The 14,783-nt window shown below is 70.0% G+C and carries 15 protein-coding genes and 1 pseudogene; 8 read left to right on the top strand and 8 right to left on the bottom strand.

Translation table 11 applies throughout. The features are described from left to right. Positions 1-233: 233 nt before the first annotated feature. From ACJ8AN_RS13555 to ACJ8AN_RS13540, 4 genes are all read right to left on the bottom strand, one after another. The gene (locus ACJ8AN_RS13555) at positions 234-953 is read right to left on the bottom strand and encodes an ABC transporter ATP-binding protein (protein WP_407755746.1); all 720 of its coding nucleotides are present in this window, start codon (positions 951-953) and stop codon (positions 234-236) included. Next, positions 943-1,701, bottom strand: coding sequence for an ABC transporter ATP-binding protein (locus ACJ8AN_RS13550; protein WP_407755745.1), 759 nt, complete (start codon positions 1,699-1,701; stop codon positions 943-945). Before ACJ8AN_RS13550 ends, ACJ8AN_RS13555 begins: the two co-directional genes overlap by 11 nt. A gap of 393 nt (positions 1,702-2,094) precedes the next feature. Further along, complete coding sequence (locus ACJ8AN_RS13545) at positions 2,095-2,358, bottom strand: type II toxin-antitoxin system RelE family toxin (protein ID WP_407755744.1); 264 nt, start codon at positions 2,356-2,358, stop codon at positions 2,095-2,097. A gap of 194 nt (positions 2,359-2,552) precedes the next feature. After that, positions 2,553-4,040 carry a DUF2252 domain-containing protein gene (locus ACJ8AN_RS13540; protein ID WP_407755743.1) on the bottom strand — a complete coding sequence of 496 codons (1,488 nt, stop codon included), beginning with the start codon at positions 4,038-4,040 and terminating at the stop codon, positions 2,553-2,555. 151 nt (positions 4,041-4,191) lie between these two features. On the opposite strand from ACJ8AN_RS13540, the gene ACJ8AN_RS13535 reads away from it, so the two are divergent. After that, positions 4,192-4,698, top strand: coding sequence for a hypothetical protein (locus tag ACJ8AN_RS13535; protein ID WP_407755742.1), 507 nt, complete (start codon positions 4,192-4,194; stop codon positions 4,696-4,698). Here ACJ8AN_RS13535 and ACJ8AN_RS13530 read toward each other — a convergent pair. Both ACJ8AN_RS13530 and ACJ8AN_RS13525 read right to left on the bottom strand, forming a co-directional pair. Beyond that, complete coding sequence (locus ACJ8AN_RS13530; RefSeq protein ID WP_407755741.1) at positions 4,664-5,500, bottom strand: alpha/beta fold hydrolase; 837 nt, start codon at positions 5,498-5,500, stop codon at positions 4,664-4,666. The two genes, ACJ8AN_RS13535 and ACJ8AN_RS13530, sit on opposite strands and share 35 nt — an antisense overlap. A gap of 1,245 nt (positions 5,501-6,745) precedes the next feature. Further along, a complete protein-coding gene (locus ACJ8AN_RS13525) occupies positions 6,746-7,378 on the bottom strand; it encodes a hypothetical protein (protein WP_407755740.1) in 633 nt (210 codons plus the stop codon). A 125-nt stretch (positions 7,379-7,503) separates the two neighbouring features. Here ACJ8AN_RS13525 and ACJ8AN_RS13520 point away from each other — a divergent pair, with 125 nt between their 5' ends. Both ACJ8AN_RS13520 and ACJ8AN_RS13515 read left to right on the top strand, forming a co-directional pair. Further along, the gene (locus ACJ8AN_RS13520; protein ID WP_407755739.1) at positions 7,504-8,436 is read left to right on the top strand and encodes a LysR family transcriptional regulator; all 933 of its coding nucleotides are present in this window, start codon (positions 7,504-7,506) and stop codon (positions 8,434-8,436) included. After that, complete coding sequence (locus tag ACJ8AN_RS13515; RefSeq protein ID WP_407755738.1) at positions 8,433-9,335, top strand: AEC family transporter; 903 nt, start codon at positions 8,433-8,435, stop codon at positions 9,333-9,335. The genes ACJ8AN_RS13520 and ACJ8AN_RS13515 overlap by 4 nt, the downstream gene beginning before the upstream one ends. A 140-nt stretch (positions 9,336-9,475) precedes the next feature. Here the strand turns inward: ACJ8AN_RS13515 and ACJ8AN_RS13510 are convergent, their stop codons facing one another. Continuing rightward, positions 9,476-9,691, bottom strand: coding sequence for a hypothetical protein (locus ACJ8AN_RS13510; protein WP_407755737.1), 216 nt, complete (start codon positions 9,689-9,691; stop codon positions 9,476-9,478). A gap of 205 nt (positions 9,692-9,896) precedes the next feature. Between ACJ8AN_RS13510 and ACJ8AN_RS13505 the strand changes: the two genes are divergently transcribed. Next, a complete protein-coding gene (locus tag ACJ8AN_RS13505; RefSeq protein ID WP_407755736.1) occupies positions 9,897-10,139 on the top strand; it encodes a hypothetical protein in 243 nt (80 codons plus the stop codon). 68 nt (positions 10,140-10,207) lie between these two features. Continuing rightward, positions 10,208-10,495, top strand: a complete 288-nt coding sequence (locus ACJ8AN_RS13500; RefSeq protein ID WP_407755735.1) for a hypothetical protein — start codon at positions 10,208-10,210, stop codon at positions 10,493-10,495. A gap of 18 nt (positions 10,496-10,513) precedes the next feature. On the opposite strand, the gene ACJ8AN_RS13495 is transcribed toward ACJ8AN_RS13500, so the two are convergent. After that, positions 10,514-11,689, bottom strand: coding sequence for a hypothetical protein (locus tag ACJ8AN_RS13495; RefSeq protein ID WP_407755734.1), 1,176 nt, complete (start codon positions 11,687-11,689; stop codon positions 10,514-10,516). A gap of 168 nt (positions 11,690-11,857) precedes the next feature. On the opposite strand from ACJ8AN_RS13495, the gene ACJ8AN_RS13490 reads away from it, so the two are divergent. From ACJ8AN_RS13490 to ACJ8AN_RS13480, 3 genes and pseudogenes are all read left to right on the top strand, one after another. Then, positions 11,858-13,117, top strand: coding sequence for a proline dehydrogenase family protein (locus ACJ8AN_RS13490; protein ID WP_407755733.1), 1,260 nt, complete (start codon positions 11,858-11,860; stop codon positions 13,115-13,117). A gap of 321 nt (positions 13,118-13,438) precedes the next feature. Then, positions 13,439-14,455, top strand: a complete 1,017-nt coding sequence (locus ACJ8AN_RS13485; protein WP_407755732.1) for a hypothetical protein — start codon at positions 13,439-13,441, stop codon at positions 14,453-14,455. A 146-nt stretch (positions 14,456-14,601) separates the two neighbouring features. After that, positions 14,602-14,783, top strand: a pseudogene (locus ACJ8AN_RS13480) (hypothetical protein); the annotation flags it as partial.

Raw genomic sequence — 14,783 nt, 5'->3', positions numbered from 1 at the left:
CGCGCTCAGCCCCAGGGTTGCTGCAATGCTGGCTGCACTCTGCCCCTGCGCACTCAGCAGGACGACGCTGGCCCGCAGTGCCACTCCCCCCTGGCCTCTCTGCCGCATGGCCCTCTGTAGTACCAGCCGCTGCTTGGGGGTCAGCCGGATGCTACTCTGCTCAGGGGTCATCGCCCCTCCTCACTCCTACCGAGCGGCGATGCTACCCCCTGAAAGAACTTAGTTCCTATGGCTTAGACGCCCAACTGCTGGTGGAGCGAGTCCATCTTGGAGGACAGCTCCTCCTTGCGGATCATCTCGCTGATGTGGCCGTGGGCCATGACGTAGTGGCGATCGGCCAGCGGGGCGGCGAACTGGAAGTTCTGCTCCACCAGGACGATGGTGTAGCCGCGCTCCTTGAGCTGGGCGATGACCCGGCCGAGCAGCTGGACGATGACGGGCGCCAGGCCCTCGGTGATTTCATCCAGCAGCAGGAGCTGCGCCCCGGTCAGCAGGATGCGGGCCAGCGCCAGCATCTGCTGCTCACCGCCCGAGAGGCGTGTTCCCTGGCTCTTCGCGCGCTCCAGCAGGTTGGGGAACAGCTTGTAGATTTCCTCGACCGTCATTCCCCCGCTGCGCACCCGGGGCAGCAGCAGGAGGTTCTCCTCGACGCTGAGGCTGGAGAAGATGCCGCGCTCCTCGGGACAGTAGCCCACGCCCAGGTGGGCCACCTTGTGCGGCGCCAGGCCGATGACTTCACGCCCATTCAAGGAGATGGAGCCGGTGCGCTTGCCCACCAGCCCCATGATGGCCTTCAAGGTGGTGGTGCGCCCCGAGCCGTTGCGCCCCAGCAGCGTCACCAGCTCGCCGCGGTTCACCGTCATGTCCACGCCATGGAGGATGTGCGACTCCCCGTAGAAGGCGTGGAGGTTGGAGATGCGGAGGACTTCGGAGGACTGGGAATCAGGCGGCAACGGAGGCTCCCAAGTAGGCTTCCCGGACCTGGGGATTCTGGGAGACCTCTTCGTAGGTTCCCTCGGCCAGGATGCTCCCGCGCTGGAGCACGGTAATGGTCTGGCACAGGTGGGACACCACGCTCAGGTTGTGCTCCACCATGAGGAGGGTGCGCTGGGCGGCCACGCGTTGGATGAGCGAGGTGACCAGGGCGATGTCCTCATGGCCCATGCCGGAGGTGGGCTCGTCCAGCAGCATGAGCTCCGGCTCCAGGGCCAGGGTGGTGGCCAGCTCCAGCGTGCGCTTGCGCCCGTAGGGCAGCTCCACCGCCAGGGTGTTGGCGAAGGAGCGCAGGCCCACCTCCTCCATCAACGCGTGGGCGCGCTCGTTCAGCCCGTGGAGGGTGCGCTCGGTGCGCCAGAAGTGGAACGACGTCCCCAGCTTTCTTTGGAGGGCCACGCGAATGTTCTCCAGCACCGTCATGTGCGGGAACACCGCGGAGATTTGAAAGGAGCGAACCATGCCGCGCCGCGCCACGGCCGCGGGCTTCACCGAGGTGATGTCCTCGCCCTTGTAGAAGATGCGGCCCCGGGTGGGCTGAAGGAACCGGGTCAGCAGATTGAAGCACGTCGTCTTGCCCGCGCCATTGGGGCCAATCAATGCGTGGATCGTCCCCCGCCGGACGCGGAGGTTGACGCCGTTGACCGCGACGAACCCCTTGAACTCACGGGTGAGATCTCGAGTCTCGAGGACGAAATCATTGCTCACGGAGTGGCTCCCGCGCCGTTGCGGCCCCCTGCATGCCGTGCGACCGCGCGCGGAAGGTACCCGCAGACCTGGGAGGTGGGCAATGTGAATGCTGATTCATTTCTCAAGATCCAGGTTCGCCGGCGACTACCGGCTGGAGGTGAAGAACCTGGGAGACTTCACCACGAACCCGGCCGCCACCCGCGAGCTGGCCCAACGCCATGTCGGCCGTGGCACGCGCCAGGGCGCTGCTCGAGAAGAAGCGGCCCGGAGCCGAGCAACGTCACGCAGGAGGGACAGCGGGCGAGAGCCTGAAAAGGAAAACAGACAATTGCCGGTAGATGGACCGGCCCGGGGTCCGCCAGCCGCTCTACGACCTCGTCGATCGGACGGCCGAGGTCGGTTGGATGCTCCCTACGGGGTGTGCTCGGCGCGGGGCTCCAGCTCGAGCAGGGTGAGGCGCTTGCGCTCCGGGGACACGGCGTAGCGCGCCATGTAGTCCCCGACGACGAGCGAGAGCGCGGTGGACTGGTTCACCAGTCCCGCCAGCCGGGTGGAGACGTTCTCCAACTCGCCGCGGATGCGCTGGTAGGTCTCCAGCGGCAGGCGAGCGAGCTGCTTCCAGGCAGCGGAGCTGACTTCAACGGTGTATCCGGTGAATTTGTCCGAGCGAGGCATCTCGGGCGGGAGGAAGAGCAGGAATCGCGCCAGCCCCTGATCCTCGGCGCTTGGGCGAGCGGCCCGGGGAAACGCACGGGGGGAGGGGAGGTTTTTACAGGCGGCCGGGGGGAAGAAACTTCCGGCGAGGCGCCCGGAGGGCGGGAGGGGACAATCCTGGGACGACACGGGACAGCCCCTGGACACGCTGCGCGTCAGTGAACGAGCCGCGCGGTGGCCTCGCGGGCGTGGGCCTCGAGGAAGCGCGCGTAGTCCTCGTCCACCTGGTCCGCGTAGGTGACGGCGAAGTCGGCCACGGCCTCGTCGAAGCAGGCGCTGCCGCCGAGGTAGCCGGCGATGAGGGCCGCGTCCCCGGTGCGTGCGTGGGCGCGGGCCAGGGTGGCGCCACAGGCGTCCGCGTAGTCGAGCAGCGCGCCCGCCGTCATCTTCTCCACGTCCAGCGAGCCCTTCATGTCGCGCAGCTGGCGCACGTAGAAGGAGCCCATGCCCTCCACCTCCGTCCACCCGAGGAAGAGGTCCGAGAAGGCCTGCATGCGCCGCTGGCCCACCACCACGCGCTCGCCCGGGCCGCGCGCGCCGCTCGGTCCCAGGTAGGGCTCGAGCACCGAGGCCTGTGCCTCCTTCACCTGCAGCACCAGGGGGTCCTCCGGGCCATTGCCCTGGCAGCGCACCACGTAGGCCTGGAGCCCCACGCTGCCCACGCCCACCACCTTGAAGCCCCACTCGAGCCACTCGTAGCGCTGGCACAGGTCGCGCATCGCGCCATCCAGCGAGGTGAGGTAGCCCGCGGTGAGCCGGTTCATCCGGTGGCGCAGCTCGGCGCGGGAGATGCCCAGCTCCACCGAGGACAGGGGGAAGAGCAGCGGGGGCTGGTAGGCGAGGCGGCGCCGCCCGCCGCGCTCCTCGGTGAGCTTCTCCACGGCGTGGGCGCTGGTGTGGCGGCGGGCCTTCTCGACGGCCTCGGTGGCCACGGGGGCGGTGCGGCGCGAGGAGTGGACCAGCTCGGTGACGTCCACGCGCAGCGACCAAACCTCCAGCAGCCCCGCGGTGGCGAGCCGCCGCATCATCCGCCGGTAGGCCTTCACGGCCTGGCGCGCCACCTTGCGCGCGCAGCTGCGGCCCAGGCCATTGTGCCGCGCCGCCACCACGCAGCTGGCGGCCAGGCGCTTCACGTCCCACTCGAAGGGGCCGGGCAGCGTCTCGTCGAAGTCGTTGAGGTCGAAGACGAGGTGGCGCTCGGGGGTGGCGTACAGGCCGAAGTTGGCCAGGTGCGCGTCGCCGCACAGTTGGGTGCGCGCGCCGCTCACCGGGGAGTGCGCCAGGTCGTACGCCATGAGGAAGGGCGTGCCGCGCAGGAAGGCGAAGGGGGACTCGGCCATGCGCTCGTGGCGCACGGGCACGAGGAAAGGCAGGCGCGGGGCGTCCGACTGGCGCAGTTGCTCGAGGGGCGCGCGCTTGCGGTCGGGACGCCAGCGCGCGTGGGCACCGCGGGGGCAGCGCTTGCGCAGGGCGCGTCCGGCCGCCAGGCGCTCGTCGATGCTCCGGAAGTCGCCCCGGGGCAGCCGGGAGGCCGGACGCGTCCGGGGCGTGCGGCGCACCCGCGGGTGGGGCTCGGGGGCGATGAGGGGAATCTTCGTGGCCTCCACCGCCGTCAGCTGCGTGTCCGTGTCCTCCCGCTCCATGCGCTCGCCCCCTGACGAGCAAGGGTGGGGCGGGAGGGCAGGCGCGGGGAGCTACCTGCCAGGAGCGCGGGGGCCCGCCCGCTCGCCTGCCCAGTCCGGCACCCGTGCCCCTCTGGGTCTGCTTCAGATCGACCTGTCGCGCACCGCGTCCGTGGGAGCGCGCCACCTGCGCGAGTTCCTGCGGCGGGCCTCGGAGGCCACAGCCGCCACGGCGGGCGCCGCCGAGCGTCAGCCCGAAGGGGCCGCGGAGCGGGAGGTTGCCGCGGCCTTGCGAGGGATGGGCTACTCGGTGCACACGGACGTGGGCTGTGGTGGGTACCGGGTGGACCTGGCCGTGGTGCACCCCGAGCGCCCGGGGGAGTATGTCCTCGGCGTGGAGTGCGATGGGCCGCACTACCGCTCGGCGGCGAGCGCGCGAGACCGCGACCGCCTGCGCTCCGAGGTGCTGCGGGGGCTCGGTTGGCGGCTGCACCGGGTGTGGTCGTCCGACTGGGCCGCGGACCGCGAGGGGCAGGGCGGTGCGCCCTGGAGGGCGAGCGCGTGGTGTGGAAGGGATAGGGAGCGCAGGGAGCTCTGGACGACGCCCGTGTCGGAGTTCGCCGAGCGGCTCACCGCCCGCCGTCCTAACCCTTCAGGAACTCGAGGAGGGCGCGGTTGAACTCGGCCGGGTGCGAGGCATTGAAGCCATGGGGCCCGTCCTTGATGAGGACGGTCTTCGCCCCGGGCACCATCGCCGCCACGCGCTTGCCGCTCACCTCGAAGGGGACGATGGCGTCCGCGTCGCCGTGGAGGACGAGCAGCGGCACCTTCAGCTTCTTCACGTCCTCGCGGAAGTCGGTGCGGCCCCAGGCGTTGATGCACTCGAGCGTGCCCTTGGGGCTGGCGAGCGAGCCCTGCAGACGCGCGAACTTGCGCTGGCGCTCGCTCACCTTGAGCTGGCCGTTGGAGCTGAAGAAGTTGCGGGTGAAGTCGTCGAGGAACGAGATCCGGTCCGTGCGCACCGCGGCCTGGAAGTTGTTGAGGGTTTTGTCGTCGAGCGCGCCCTCGGGGTTGTCGGGCGTCTTGTAGAGGTTGGGCGGCACGGCGCCCGCGAGCACGGCCCGCGTCACCCGGCCCGCGCCGTTGTGCTTCGCGAGGTAGCGCACCACCTCGCCGCCGCCCATGGAGAAGCCCACCAGCGCCGCGTCGCGCAGGTTCAGGTGCTCGACGAGCACGTTCAGGTCGGCGGCGAGGGTGTCGTAGTCGTAGCCCGTCCAGGGCTTGCTGGACTCGCCGAAGCCGCGCCGGTCGTAGGTGATGACGCGCAAGCCCGCGTCGACGAGCGGCCCCACCTGCGCCTCCCACGAGCGTCCACTCAGCGGCCAGCCGTGGATGAGCACCACGGGACGGCCCGTGCCGTGGTCCTCGTAGTACAGCTCGATGGAGGTGCTGTTCTCGGTACCGACCTTCACGGTGCTCATAGGGGGCGCTCCTTTTGCGCGGGGCTCCGGCGGCGTCCGAGTATGCATGCCGGAAGGAGTCGCGCTCCCGCCATCGCTTCCAGTGTCGTTCGATGAACTGGAAGCGGGGGGAGCGGCGTCGGGTGGGAGGGCGACCTGGGCTGCTTGTCCGGCGTGCACCTCCCAGCGCGCCACCGTGCGCACGCAGCCGCGGCCGTGCCCGTTGCGCCGCGCCGCCCCCCGCAGCTGCCGCCAGGCGCTCGTCGATGCTCGGGAAGTGGCCCTGGGTGAGCCGGGACTCAGCAACCCGTCTGCACGCACTGCCCGTTGCAATTATAGACGCAGTCGACGAGCGAATTACATGTCACGCGCCACAAGGCATCGTAGTCGTAGCACGAGCCGCTGCTTCCACCCGACCAGCAGGCATAGTTTTCAAGGGTCTGGTAATAGTAATAGGTTCCGTCATAGCACCCCGTAGGCAAGCCGTGGCCGACGGTGCACCATCCGTCACGGTACACATAGTATGAATAGGCAGCAGGATTGATCCATATCTGACCGTGGGTCCCGGCCCTCGGATCGCAGTCTTTTTCACACGTTGTCCGATTGAGGGCACCGAAGCCGCACGAACCTCCGCAATAAATACTGTTGCAGCTATATTGCGTCGGATGCCAGCCACTCGGGCAACCCACTCCGCACTGGTTGAACGTACCGCTATTCAGGTCACACTGTACCTGATTAAGGGCACCGAAGCCGCACGAACCTCCGCAAGCAATACTGTTGCAGCTATATTGCGTCGGGTGGTAGCCGCTCGGGCAAGCCGTTCCACACTGGGTAAAACGCTGTTCGAGCTGACCCAGCTCGCTCTCGCCCGCTCCCGCCGGGTCATCCTCATCCATTTGTACATTGCAGCCCAGAATCATGAACAGGCTGTACGTGGAGGCTGCGAACAGCGAGAGCGCTCTGCTTTTGTGCATTGCTGGAATCCTCATCTGGCGCGGGAAAAATTCCGCGCACGCGGATGGGGCATACTTGGGTGTACGGAGACGAATGGCCAGGTTCGATGCCTGCTTGGGAACGGCATACAACACACAGGCCTGAGCCGAGGCACGGGTAGTGCACAATGCCTGAGATGCAAGGGTGACTGGCATCCCAGGGAACCGTGCTGTCATCAACACCTGGTGTGCTCCGCGCATCCCGGCTCCCGGTGGGCCCATCCCTTCTGGGCCACCCGGAGCGTCACGAAGGACCGTTGGGCCTCACGGCCTCTCAGCCGCGCACCACCGCCACCGGGGTGAGCTGCGTGGGCCGCTTGTCCGGCGTGCACATGTCGTTGTCCGCGGGGCGCTGGCCGAAGAAGAGCTGGTGGCCCTCCACCTTCACCACGTCGTGGTCCATGCCGCACGCCGTCACCGGCCGCAGGAAGACGCAGCCCGTGGTGCTCGTCTCCTGCTCCTCGCCCACCTTCCAGGGCTTCGTGCCGCACTTCGCGCCCTGGAACCAGTCGGCCACCGGCTGCACGTGCGCCGTCATGTAGTGCCGGCCGAAGCCGAAGTTGGCCTCCGTCGCCCCCGCCACCTTCTCCGAGTCCTTCAGCAGCGTGTACGGGCCCTCGAAGCGCGCGGTGAACAGGCGCGCCGTGCAGCCCGCGTCCCCGAAGGTCTCGAACTTCAGCGACCACGCCGTCTCCTGGATGTCGAAGACGCGCTTGAAGTACGTCCTCGAGCCGTCCGGGTTGGGGGCCATGGCCTCGCACACCGCGCTCGTCCACGCGCCCTTCAGGTCCTTCGGCTTCACGTGCGTGGCCGGGGCCGAGGCGCCTCCAGCGGTGCTTCCAGACGTGGCACAGCCGGCCGCGAAGCCCAGGGTGGCGAGGGAGAGGAAGAGGTTGCGTGCGTTCATGGCGTGGCTCCAGTGAGAGAAGGCTCCGGCCGCTCCGTGCGGCCCGGGCGAGCCAAGAGATGCCCCAGCCGCACCCATTGCGAAAACGCTGGAGATTGCAGGGGGGCCATGCGAATTTGCAGGGCGTGCCCGACTGGAACGACTTGCGCTACTTCCTGGCGGTGGCCCGCGAGGGGACGCTGGCGGCGGCGGCGCGCGGCCTCGCGGTGGATGCCTCCACGGTGGGGCGGCGGCTGGCGGCGCTCGAGGAGGAGCTGGGCTCGAAGCTCTTCGACCGCACGCCCACGGGGCTGTCGCTGACGGAGGCGGGGCGGGGCATCCGCTCGGCGGTGGAGGAGATGGAGGCCTCCGCGCTCGCGGTGGAGCGCCGGGCCAGCGGCGAGGACGCGCGCCTGGAGGGCGTGGTGCGCATCACCCTCACCGAGGCCTTCGCGGTGGATATCGTCCTGCCGCGCTTCGCCCCCTTCCGCGAGCGCCACCCGGGCATTCAAGTGCAGTTCCTCACCGACTACGGCGCGCTGGACCTGGCGCGGCGCGAGGCGGACATCGCCATCCGGCTCACCCGGCCCCAGGGCGACACGCTGGTGGCGCGCAAGGTGGGGGAGATCGCCATCGCGCCCTACGCGTCGGAGGACTACCTGGAGCGGCGCGGGCTGCCGGACCTGGCGCAGGGCTTCACGGGGCATGACGTCATCGGCTACGCGGACGCGGCGGCGAAGTGGCCCGAGGCCCGCTGGCTGACCGCGACCGCTCCGGGTGCACGCGTGGCGGTGCGCTGCAACTCGGTGCTGTCGGTGGTGCGGGCGGCGGCCGGGGGGCTCGGGGTGGGGGTGATGCCGTGCCTGTGCGGGGACCGGGAGCCGGGGTTGCGCCGGGTGGCGCCCATGGTGGCCTCGCTGCGCCGTGACATCTGGCTGGTGGTCCACCCGGATTTGCAGCACAACGCGCGGGTGCGCGCCACCCTCCACTTCCTCACCGGGCTCATCCAGCGCGAGCGCCCGCTCCTGTCCGGCGAGGGCCGTCCCGCCCCGCGTGCCTCCGGGAGGCGGTCCTCGTGAGCCAGCTCCTCGGCCTGCTGGCCGCCAGCCTCATCCTGGGGGCCATCGCCCGGCGCAGTGGCCGCTTCCCCGAGCAGACGGCGCTGGTGCTCAACGCCTTCGTGCTCAACGTGGCGCTGCCCGCGCTGGTGCTGCGCGCGGTGCACCGGCTCTCGCTCGTGCCCGAGCTGCTCGTGGCCGCCACCACGCCGTGGCTCGTCTTCGGGGGCTCGTGGCTCTTCTTCCGCGCGCTGGGCCCGCGGCTGGGCTTCTCGCCCTCCACGGTGGCGGCGCTCGTGCTCACGGGCGGGCTGAGCAACACCTCCTTCGTGGGCATTCCCCTCATCGAGGGCCTCATGGGCCAGGAGGGCGTGCGGGTGGCGGTGGTCGTGGATCAGCTCGGCTCCTTCCCCGCGCTGGCCTCGGTGGCCACGCTCTTCGCCGCGCGCGCCGCCGCGCAGGACACGCGGCCCGGGGCACTGCTGCGCAAGGTGCTCGGCTTTCCGCCCCTCGCCGCGCTCGCCGTCGCGCTCCTCACCCACCCGTTGCACTGGCCGGAGTGGGTGGACGTGGTGCTCGGACGGCTGGGGGACATGCTCACCCCGCTGGCGCTCTTCTCGGTGGGCTACCAGCTGCGGTTCTCGGGGGTGAAGGGCCGGGTGGGCCCGCTCGTGCTGGGGCTCGGCTACAAGCTGGTGCTGGCCCCGCTCGCCATCACGCTGATGCTGCTGGCGGTGCCCGGGATGAGCCGCCTCACCTTCGAGGTGACGGTGCTCGAGGCGGCCATGGCGCCCATGGTGACCGCCGCCATCCTCGCGGCGGACCACGGCCTGGACCCCGAGCTCTCCGCCCTCATGGTGGGGCTGGGCATTCCGCTCTCGTTCGCCACGGTGCCGTGCGCCCTGTGGCTCATGCGCTGAGCACGGGCGGGGAGCCGTGGACGTGCGGTGCCGCGGATGGGGGAGAGAGAGGTAGCGCCGGGAGGACGGGGACTGCAAGGGCTCCGAGGGGCACGCGGCTCCACGAGGGAGGGGCCCGTCTCGGAACCTGCTGCGACGGCTTACGCCATGGCCTGGGCGGCGTAGGCGATTTCGAGGCCACCCTTGTGCATGCGCAGGCGCGTGCGCGACAGCCAGTGGCAGTGGGGGCAGTAGCTGTGCGAGCCACTTCCCGGCGTGCTGCGGATGGTCACCGCGCCGCCACACAGCATGCAACCATCGGGAAGGGTGAACTCCGAGACAGCGTCACCCGTGTTCTTCTCAGTCGTTGCGGTCATGCCTTTCAGGTAACGCAGCAATCGGCGGCCACAAGTCGCCGGGACGCGATTTCCTTGCACCCCTGGAGGACAGGCAGGCGGGCCTGTAGCGCCTACCGTCCCGCCCCCGGGTGTCCACGGCCACACATCGCAACCCGGCGTGCTCAGGGGCGCGCGTTGGCACGCCATTTCCAAGAGAAGGGCGCTCCAGAGGGGGAGGGTGGGCATGGAGATTGCGCGAGTCGCGCTTCGCCGGCACAGGAAGAGTTGGGGCGTGGAGGTGACCCTCAAGGAGGGCGGTGTGCGGCGCTACCGCTACGGGAGCGAGGCCCAGGCCCGCTACTTCGCGGCCATCTTCGAGCTGGGGCCGCGCTGGCTGCCGCCGGTGCCCCCGCGCAGCCGGAGGCGCTCGCGGGCCGGGGCTTCCTCCGCCGGGCGGGCAGCGGGCGAGCCGGGCCAGGCGCCCTAGGGGCCGGGCATCTCCGGGCCCCGCGTGGGGGTTCCGGAGAGGCCGCGCACCTGCTAGGAGCACGCTTCATGAGCAAGAGCAACTACACCCCCCGGTCCCACCGCGAGCCCATCACCCGTGAGCCGGACCCGGCGGGCCGCTGGTCCACCGCCTTCCCGGACATGATTGGCTACAAGAACCAGGGCGGCGGCAAGGTGCCCGCCGACTACGGTTGGAACACCAACCCCAAGCAGTGGCAGGAGGAGATGACGCCTGACACGCTCGCCACCGAGTACCGCAACCTGGTGATTCCGCGCCTGCCCGTGGCCGCCGCCGCTCCGGCGCTGCCCGAGGGCACGAAGCCCGAGACGAAGTAGCCCCGGGCCCGTCCCGGCTCAGCTGAAGGGCAGGGCCGCGAGACGCTCGCGGAACAGCTCCAGCGTCTCGCGCAGCTGCGCGTCGTCGAAGGACTGCTCGGTGGCCAGGCGCGCCTTGCGCAGGAAGGCGTCGAAGGCGGCCGCCCGGCCATGGAGCGCCTGGGCCGCCTCGAGCGCCTCGCGCAGCACCCGCTCGGCCCCGGGCGAGCCCAGGAACAGGTGCATCGCCGCCTGCTCCAGCCGCGCCCCACACCTCGCCCACACCCCGCGGTCATGCACCGCCAGCGTGCGCTGCGTCAGCTCGGCGCCCACCCGTCCCAGCTCGCCGAGCAACGGCTCCACCAGCGCCTTGAGCTCGCCCTCGGGCCGCCGGGCCCACGCGCGCAGCCGCTCGCGCAGCTCCACCAGCAGGCGCTTGTCGCGCGTCTTCATCGTCAGCGACACCGGCATGCCCGCGAAGGACGCCAGGGCCTCCTCCATGCGCCGCGCCTGGGCGGGCAGCTCCTCGGGGGGCGAGGCCGCGGCCTTCTCCAGCCGCGACTGCAGCGAGCGCCTCAAGTCCGCCACCGCGCCCCGCAGCGCCGCCGCGGCGAGCACCTGCGTCTGGTAGCCCGGCACCACGTCCTCGCGCTGCACGTCCCCGAAGGCCGCCGCCGTGAGGTACACCAGGTCTCCTACCTGCGAGCGGAAGTCCGCGCGGAACGACTGCAGCTCCCCCATGAGGGCCCACCGGTCGCTCACCACCTCGGGCCGCCGCACCCGCTGGCCCAGGTCCGCCACGCGCCGCGACAGCCGCCCCGCGCTCGAGTGCAGCACCGCCTCCACCTCCCGCTCCAGCCGCTCGTCGGCGCTCGCGGGCGGAGGCGCCCACGCGTCCTTCTGGGCCGCCGGCGCGGGCGGGGGGAAGGCCTCGTGAACGGCGGACACCAGGGCGTTCACGTCCACCACCGTGTCGCGCAGGGCCGGCGCCATCGTCTCCCACAGCGACAGGTCCGCCCCCTCCGCCTCCTCCAGCGAGGTGGGCTCGTACTTGACGATGTTGAAGTGCCCCAGCCGCTCAATCGCCAATGCCGCGGCGCGGTAGACGCGCTCCAGCCGGGCGGCCAGCTCACGGTGGGTGAGCTCCTCGAGCAGGGCGCGCAGCCGAGGAGGCAGGGCGTCCTGGGGAGTGCGGGGTTTCTTCACCGTGGGCATGGGCGCAGGCTAGGCCAGGTTCCGCTCCTGTCGCAGTGCGGCACGGACTTTCCTTCCGTGGGCCTCCCAAGGAAGTGTGGGCGTGTGGTCAGTCCCTTCAGGCGGGCTTCCGGGGCGGCGGACCCCCCAGCTTGAAGCGGCCCGGAAAACCATATAGCTCGGCACTCGATGTCCGCACTCGCCCCCTCCGCCCCTTCCTCTCCCGAGCACCCCGTGGGGCCCGCGCCCTCGGTCTCGTTCGACAACACGGCCATCGCCTTCGCGACCAAGAGCGATGCGCAGATGCGCAAGGCGCACCTGCTCTTCGCCTCGCTGGGCCATCCCTGGCTGGTGAAGGCGGGCATCCCCCTGTCCGCCTGGGCGGTGAGGGTGGGGCTGCCGGGCGTGCGGCTGGTGGTGAAGCACACCGTCTTCGAGCAGTTCTGCGGCGGCGAGAGCATCCAGGAGTGCCAGCCGGCGGTGGAGGCCCTGGGGCGCTTCGGGGTGCAGTCCATCCTCGATTACAGCGTGGAGGGCGAGAAGACGGAGGAGGGCTTCGACGCCACGGCGCGCGAGACGATTGCCACCATCGACTGGGCGGCGAGCCACCCGCACATTCCCTTCAGCGTCTTCAAGGTGACGGGGCTGGCGCGCTTCGGGTTGCTGGAGAAGCGGGGCGCGGGCGAGGCGCTGAGCGCGGAGGAGCAGGCGGAGTGGGGCCGGGTGCGCGAGCGCGTGCTGCGCATCTGCGAGCGGGCATACGAGAAGGGCGTGCGCATCTTCCTCGACGGCGAGGAGACGTGGATTCAGGACGTCATCGACGGGCTGGGCGAGGAGATGATGGAGCGCTTCAACCGCGAGAAGGCGCTCGTCTACAACACGTACCAGATGTACCGGAAGGCGAGCCTGGGCAACCTGCGCGCGGCGCTGGAGAGGGCGCGGGCGAAGGGCTACCACCTCGGGGCGAAGCTGGTGCGCGGCGCGTACATGGAGAAGGAGCGGCTGCGCGCGAAGGAGCGGGGCTACGAGGACCCCATCCAGCCGGACAAGGCGGCCACGGACGCGGACTACGACAGCGCGGTGGTGTTCTGCCTGGAGCACCTGGAGCGGATGGCGCTGTGTGCGGGGACGCACAACGAGGAGAGCAGCCAGAAGCTGGTGCGCGAGCTGGCCCGGCGCGGGATTGCGTCGAATGACTCGCGCGTCTTCTTCAGCCAGCTGTATGGGATGAGCGACAACATCTCGTTCAACCTGGCGAAGGCGGGCTACAACGTGGCGAAGTACCTGCCCTACGGCCCGGTGCGCGCGGTGCTGCCGTACCTCATCCGCCGGGCGCAGGAGAACAGCGCCATCGCGGGACAGGGCGGGCGCGAGGTGCGCTTCATCCGCGGCGAGCTGCTGCGGCGCAAGCAGGCCCGGGCGCTGGGCGCCGGTCAGCCCACGGCGTGAATCCTCCTGGAGGCGGGACGGTTTGAGGACGCCTCAGGGTGCCGCACCGCCCAGGTCCTCGAGAAGCCGCGCGTAAAGCGCGGACTCGGGGAGAGCCGGAGGGAGGGGCGCGCCTGTGATCAGGTCCCATTCGCGCCCGTCCTTCGTGACGATCCGACTCCGCCAGGCCCGCTCTGGGAGTGCCAGGCGGCGGCTTCGATTCCCGCCGCTTCCAAGAGAGGTTGCCCGCCGCCTTGAATCGAACCCACTCCTGAAGAGGAGGCCTGCGCGCCTCCGCTGTCACATCCATCACCTCGCTCCTCCGTCTCTCGCGGAGGTGTGATGGTTTCTCTTTTCATGGTGTCCTTCGCGGTGGGCCTTCTTTCCAGCGGAGGCACCGGCCGCCCACAGTGCGTCAGTGGCAACGGCGTCTGTGTCGAGCACTGCGACGGCGTCGATACCGACTGCTTGACGCCCGCGATGAACCAGAGCTTCCCCTCGGACGACCTGGAGAGCAGCAGCGGCCTGCCCTTGTGCGTCAATGGCAACGGCGAATGCGACGAGGACTGCGACGGCGTCGATACCGACTGCATCTCGCTGCCCTCGGTTGACAACCCGCTGCCGGGCGAGAAGATCAGCACTCCCTGCGGCGGCTCCATCTTCGTCCGGACCAAGGAGGGCGCGCTCGGCAAGGCCGGGACGGGTGTGCGGGCCCGCTTCTCCAACGCACGGGCGGCGCTCGACTCGAAAGAGCCGAAATTCTTCGATGCCCACACCACCGGGGTTGCCCACGCCGAGCTCGAAGGCTTTGGGGTCACGCTCATCCAGCGCGATGGGGGATTCCTCACCCCCCAGCCGCTCGAGAACGCCTCGGGCGACCTCGATGACCCCAACCTCCTCTTCTTCCAGAAGAAGCCGGGCCCGGAATCGGGCTGGCCCATCATCGGGATGGGGTACTCGTTCACGTTCAAGCCCTGCGACGCGCCGGAGCTCGACAGCATCTCGAGCGTGCACTTCTGGGTGCACGAGGCCGGGTGGCACCATGCCCCCGGTGACGGCAACTTCGAGTGCGCGACGACCTCCGACCTGAAGCAGTCAGCGCTCGATGAGGGCAAGCGCCTGGACGGGGCGGGGTGTGTCGCCATCGAGAAGAGCGACCTTCGGGAGCACGAGTTCGATGCCGAGCACGAGCGGATATGGACCGTCCATGTCTGGTTCGAGCCTGGGACGGGGCGCCCGGCGGTGAAGAGGACGGATCCCTGGTGCCGCCAGTCGACGAGCGCGCTCAGGGTCGAGTGTGCCAACGGCGTCGACGACGCGTTCTTCAAGCAGGGTGATTGCAGCAGCGTCTGCGATTGACTCAGAGCATTCGAATTGCCTTGGCTCGGCACCTGGAGGGTAGGCGCCCCTTTGCTGTACCGGGCACCTCCTGGTGCGAGGGCTCGGCTCCATGCGAACAAGCGTCCCGGGCCTCCGGCATGCGGTGAGGCCAGCGAGGAGCACGCATGGACGACAAGAAGAAGCCCGAGGCGAGCTGGGAGGAGCGCACGCAGTTGGGGCCCTACCAGCTCGAGGAGCAGATGCCCCAGCCGCCCGACAGCCAGGCAGAGCTCTACCTGGCCAGGCACGAGAAGAGCGGTGCCACCGCCCTGGTGCTCAAGCCCGACGCCGAGGAGGACCCCGCGTG

The sequence above is a fragment of the Archangium sp. genome (genome assembly GCF_045802675.1).
Classification (GTDB): Bacteria; Myxococcota; Myxococcia; order Myxococcales; family Myxococcaceae; genus Archangium.
This window is presented reverse-complemented; position numbering and strand designations above follow the sequence as displayed.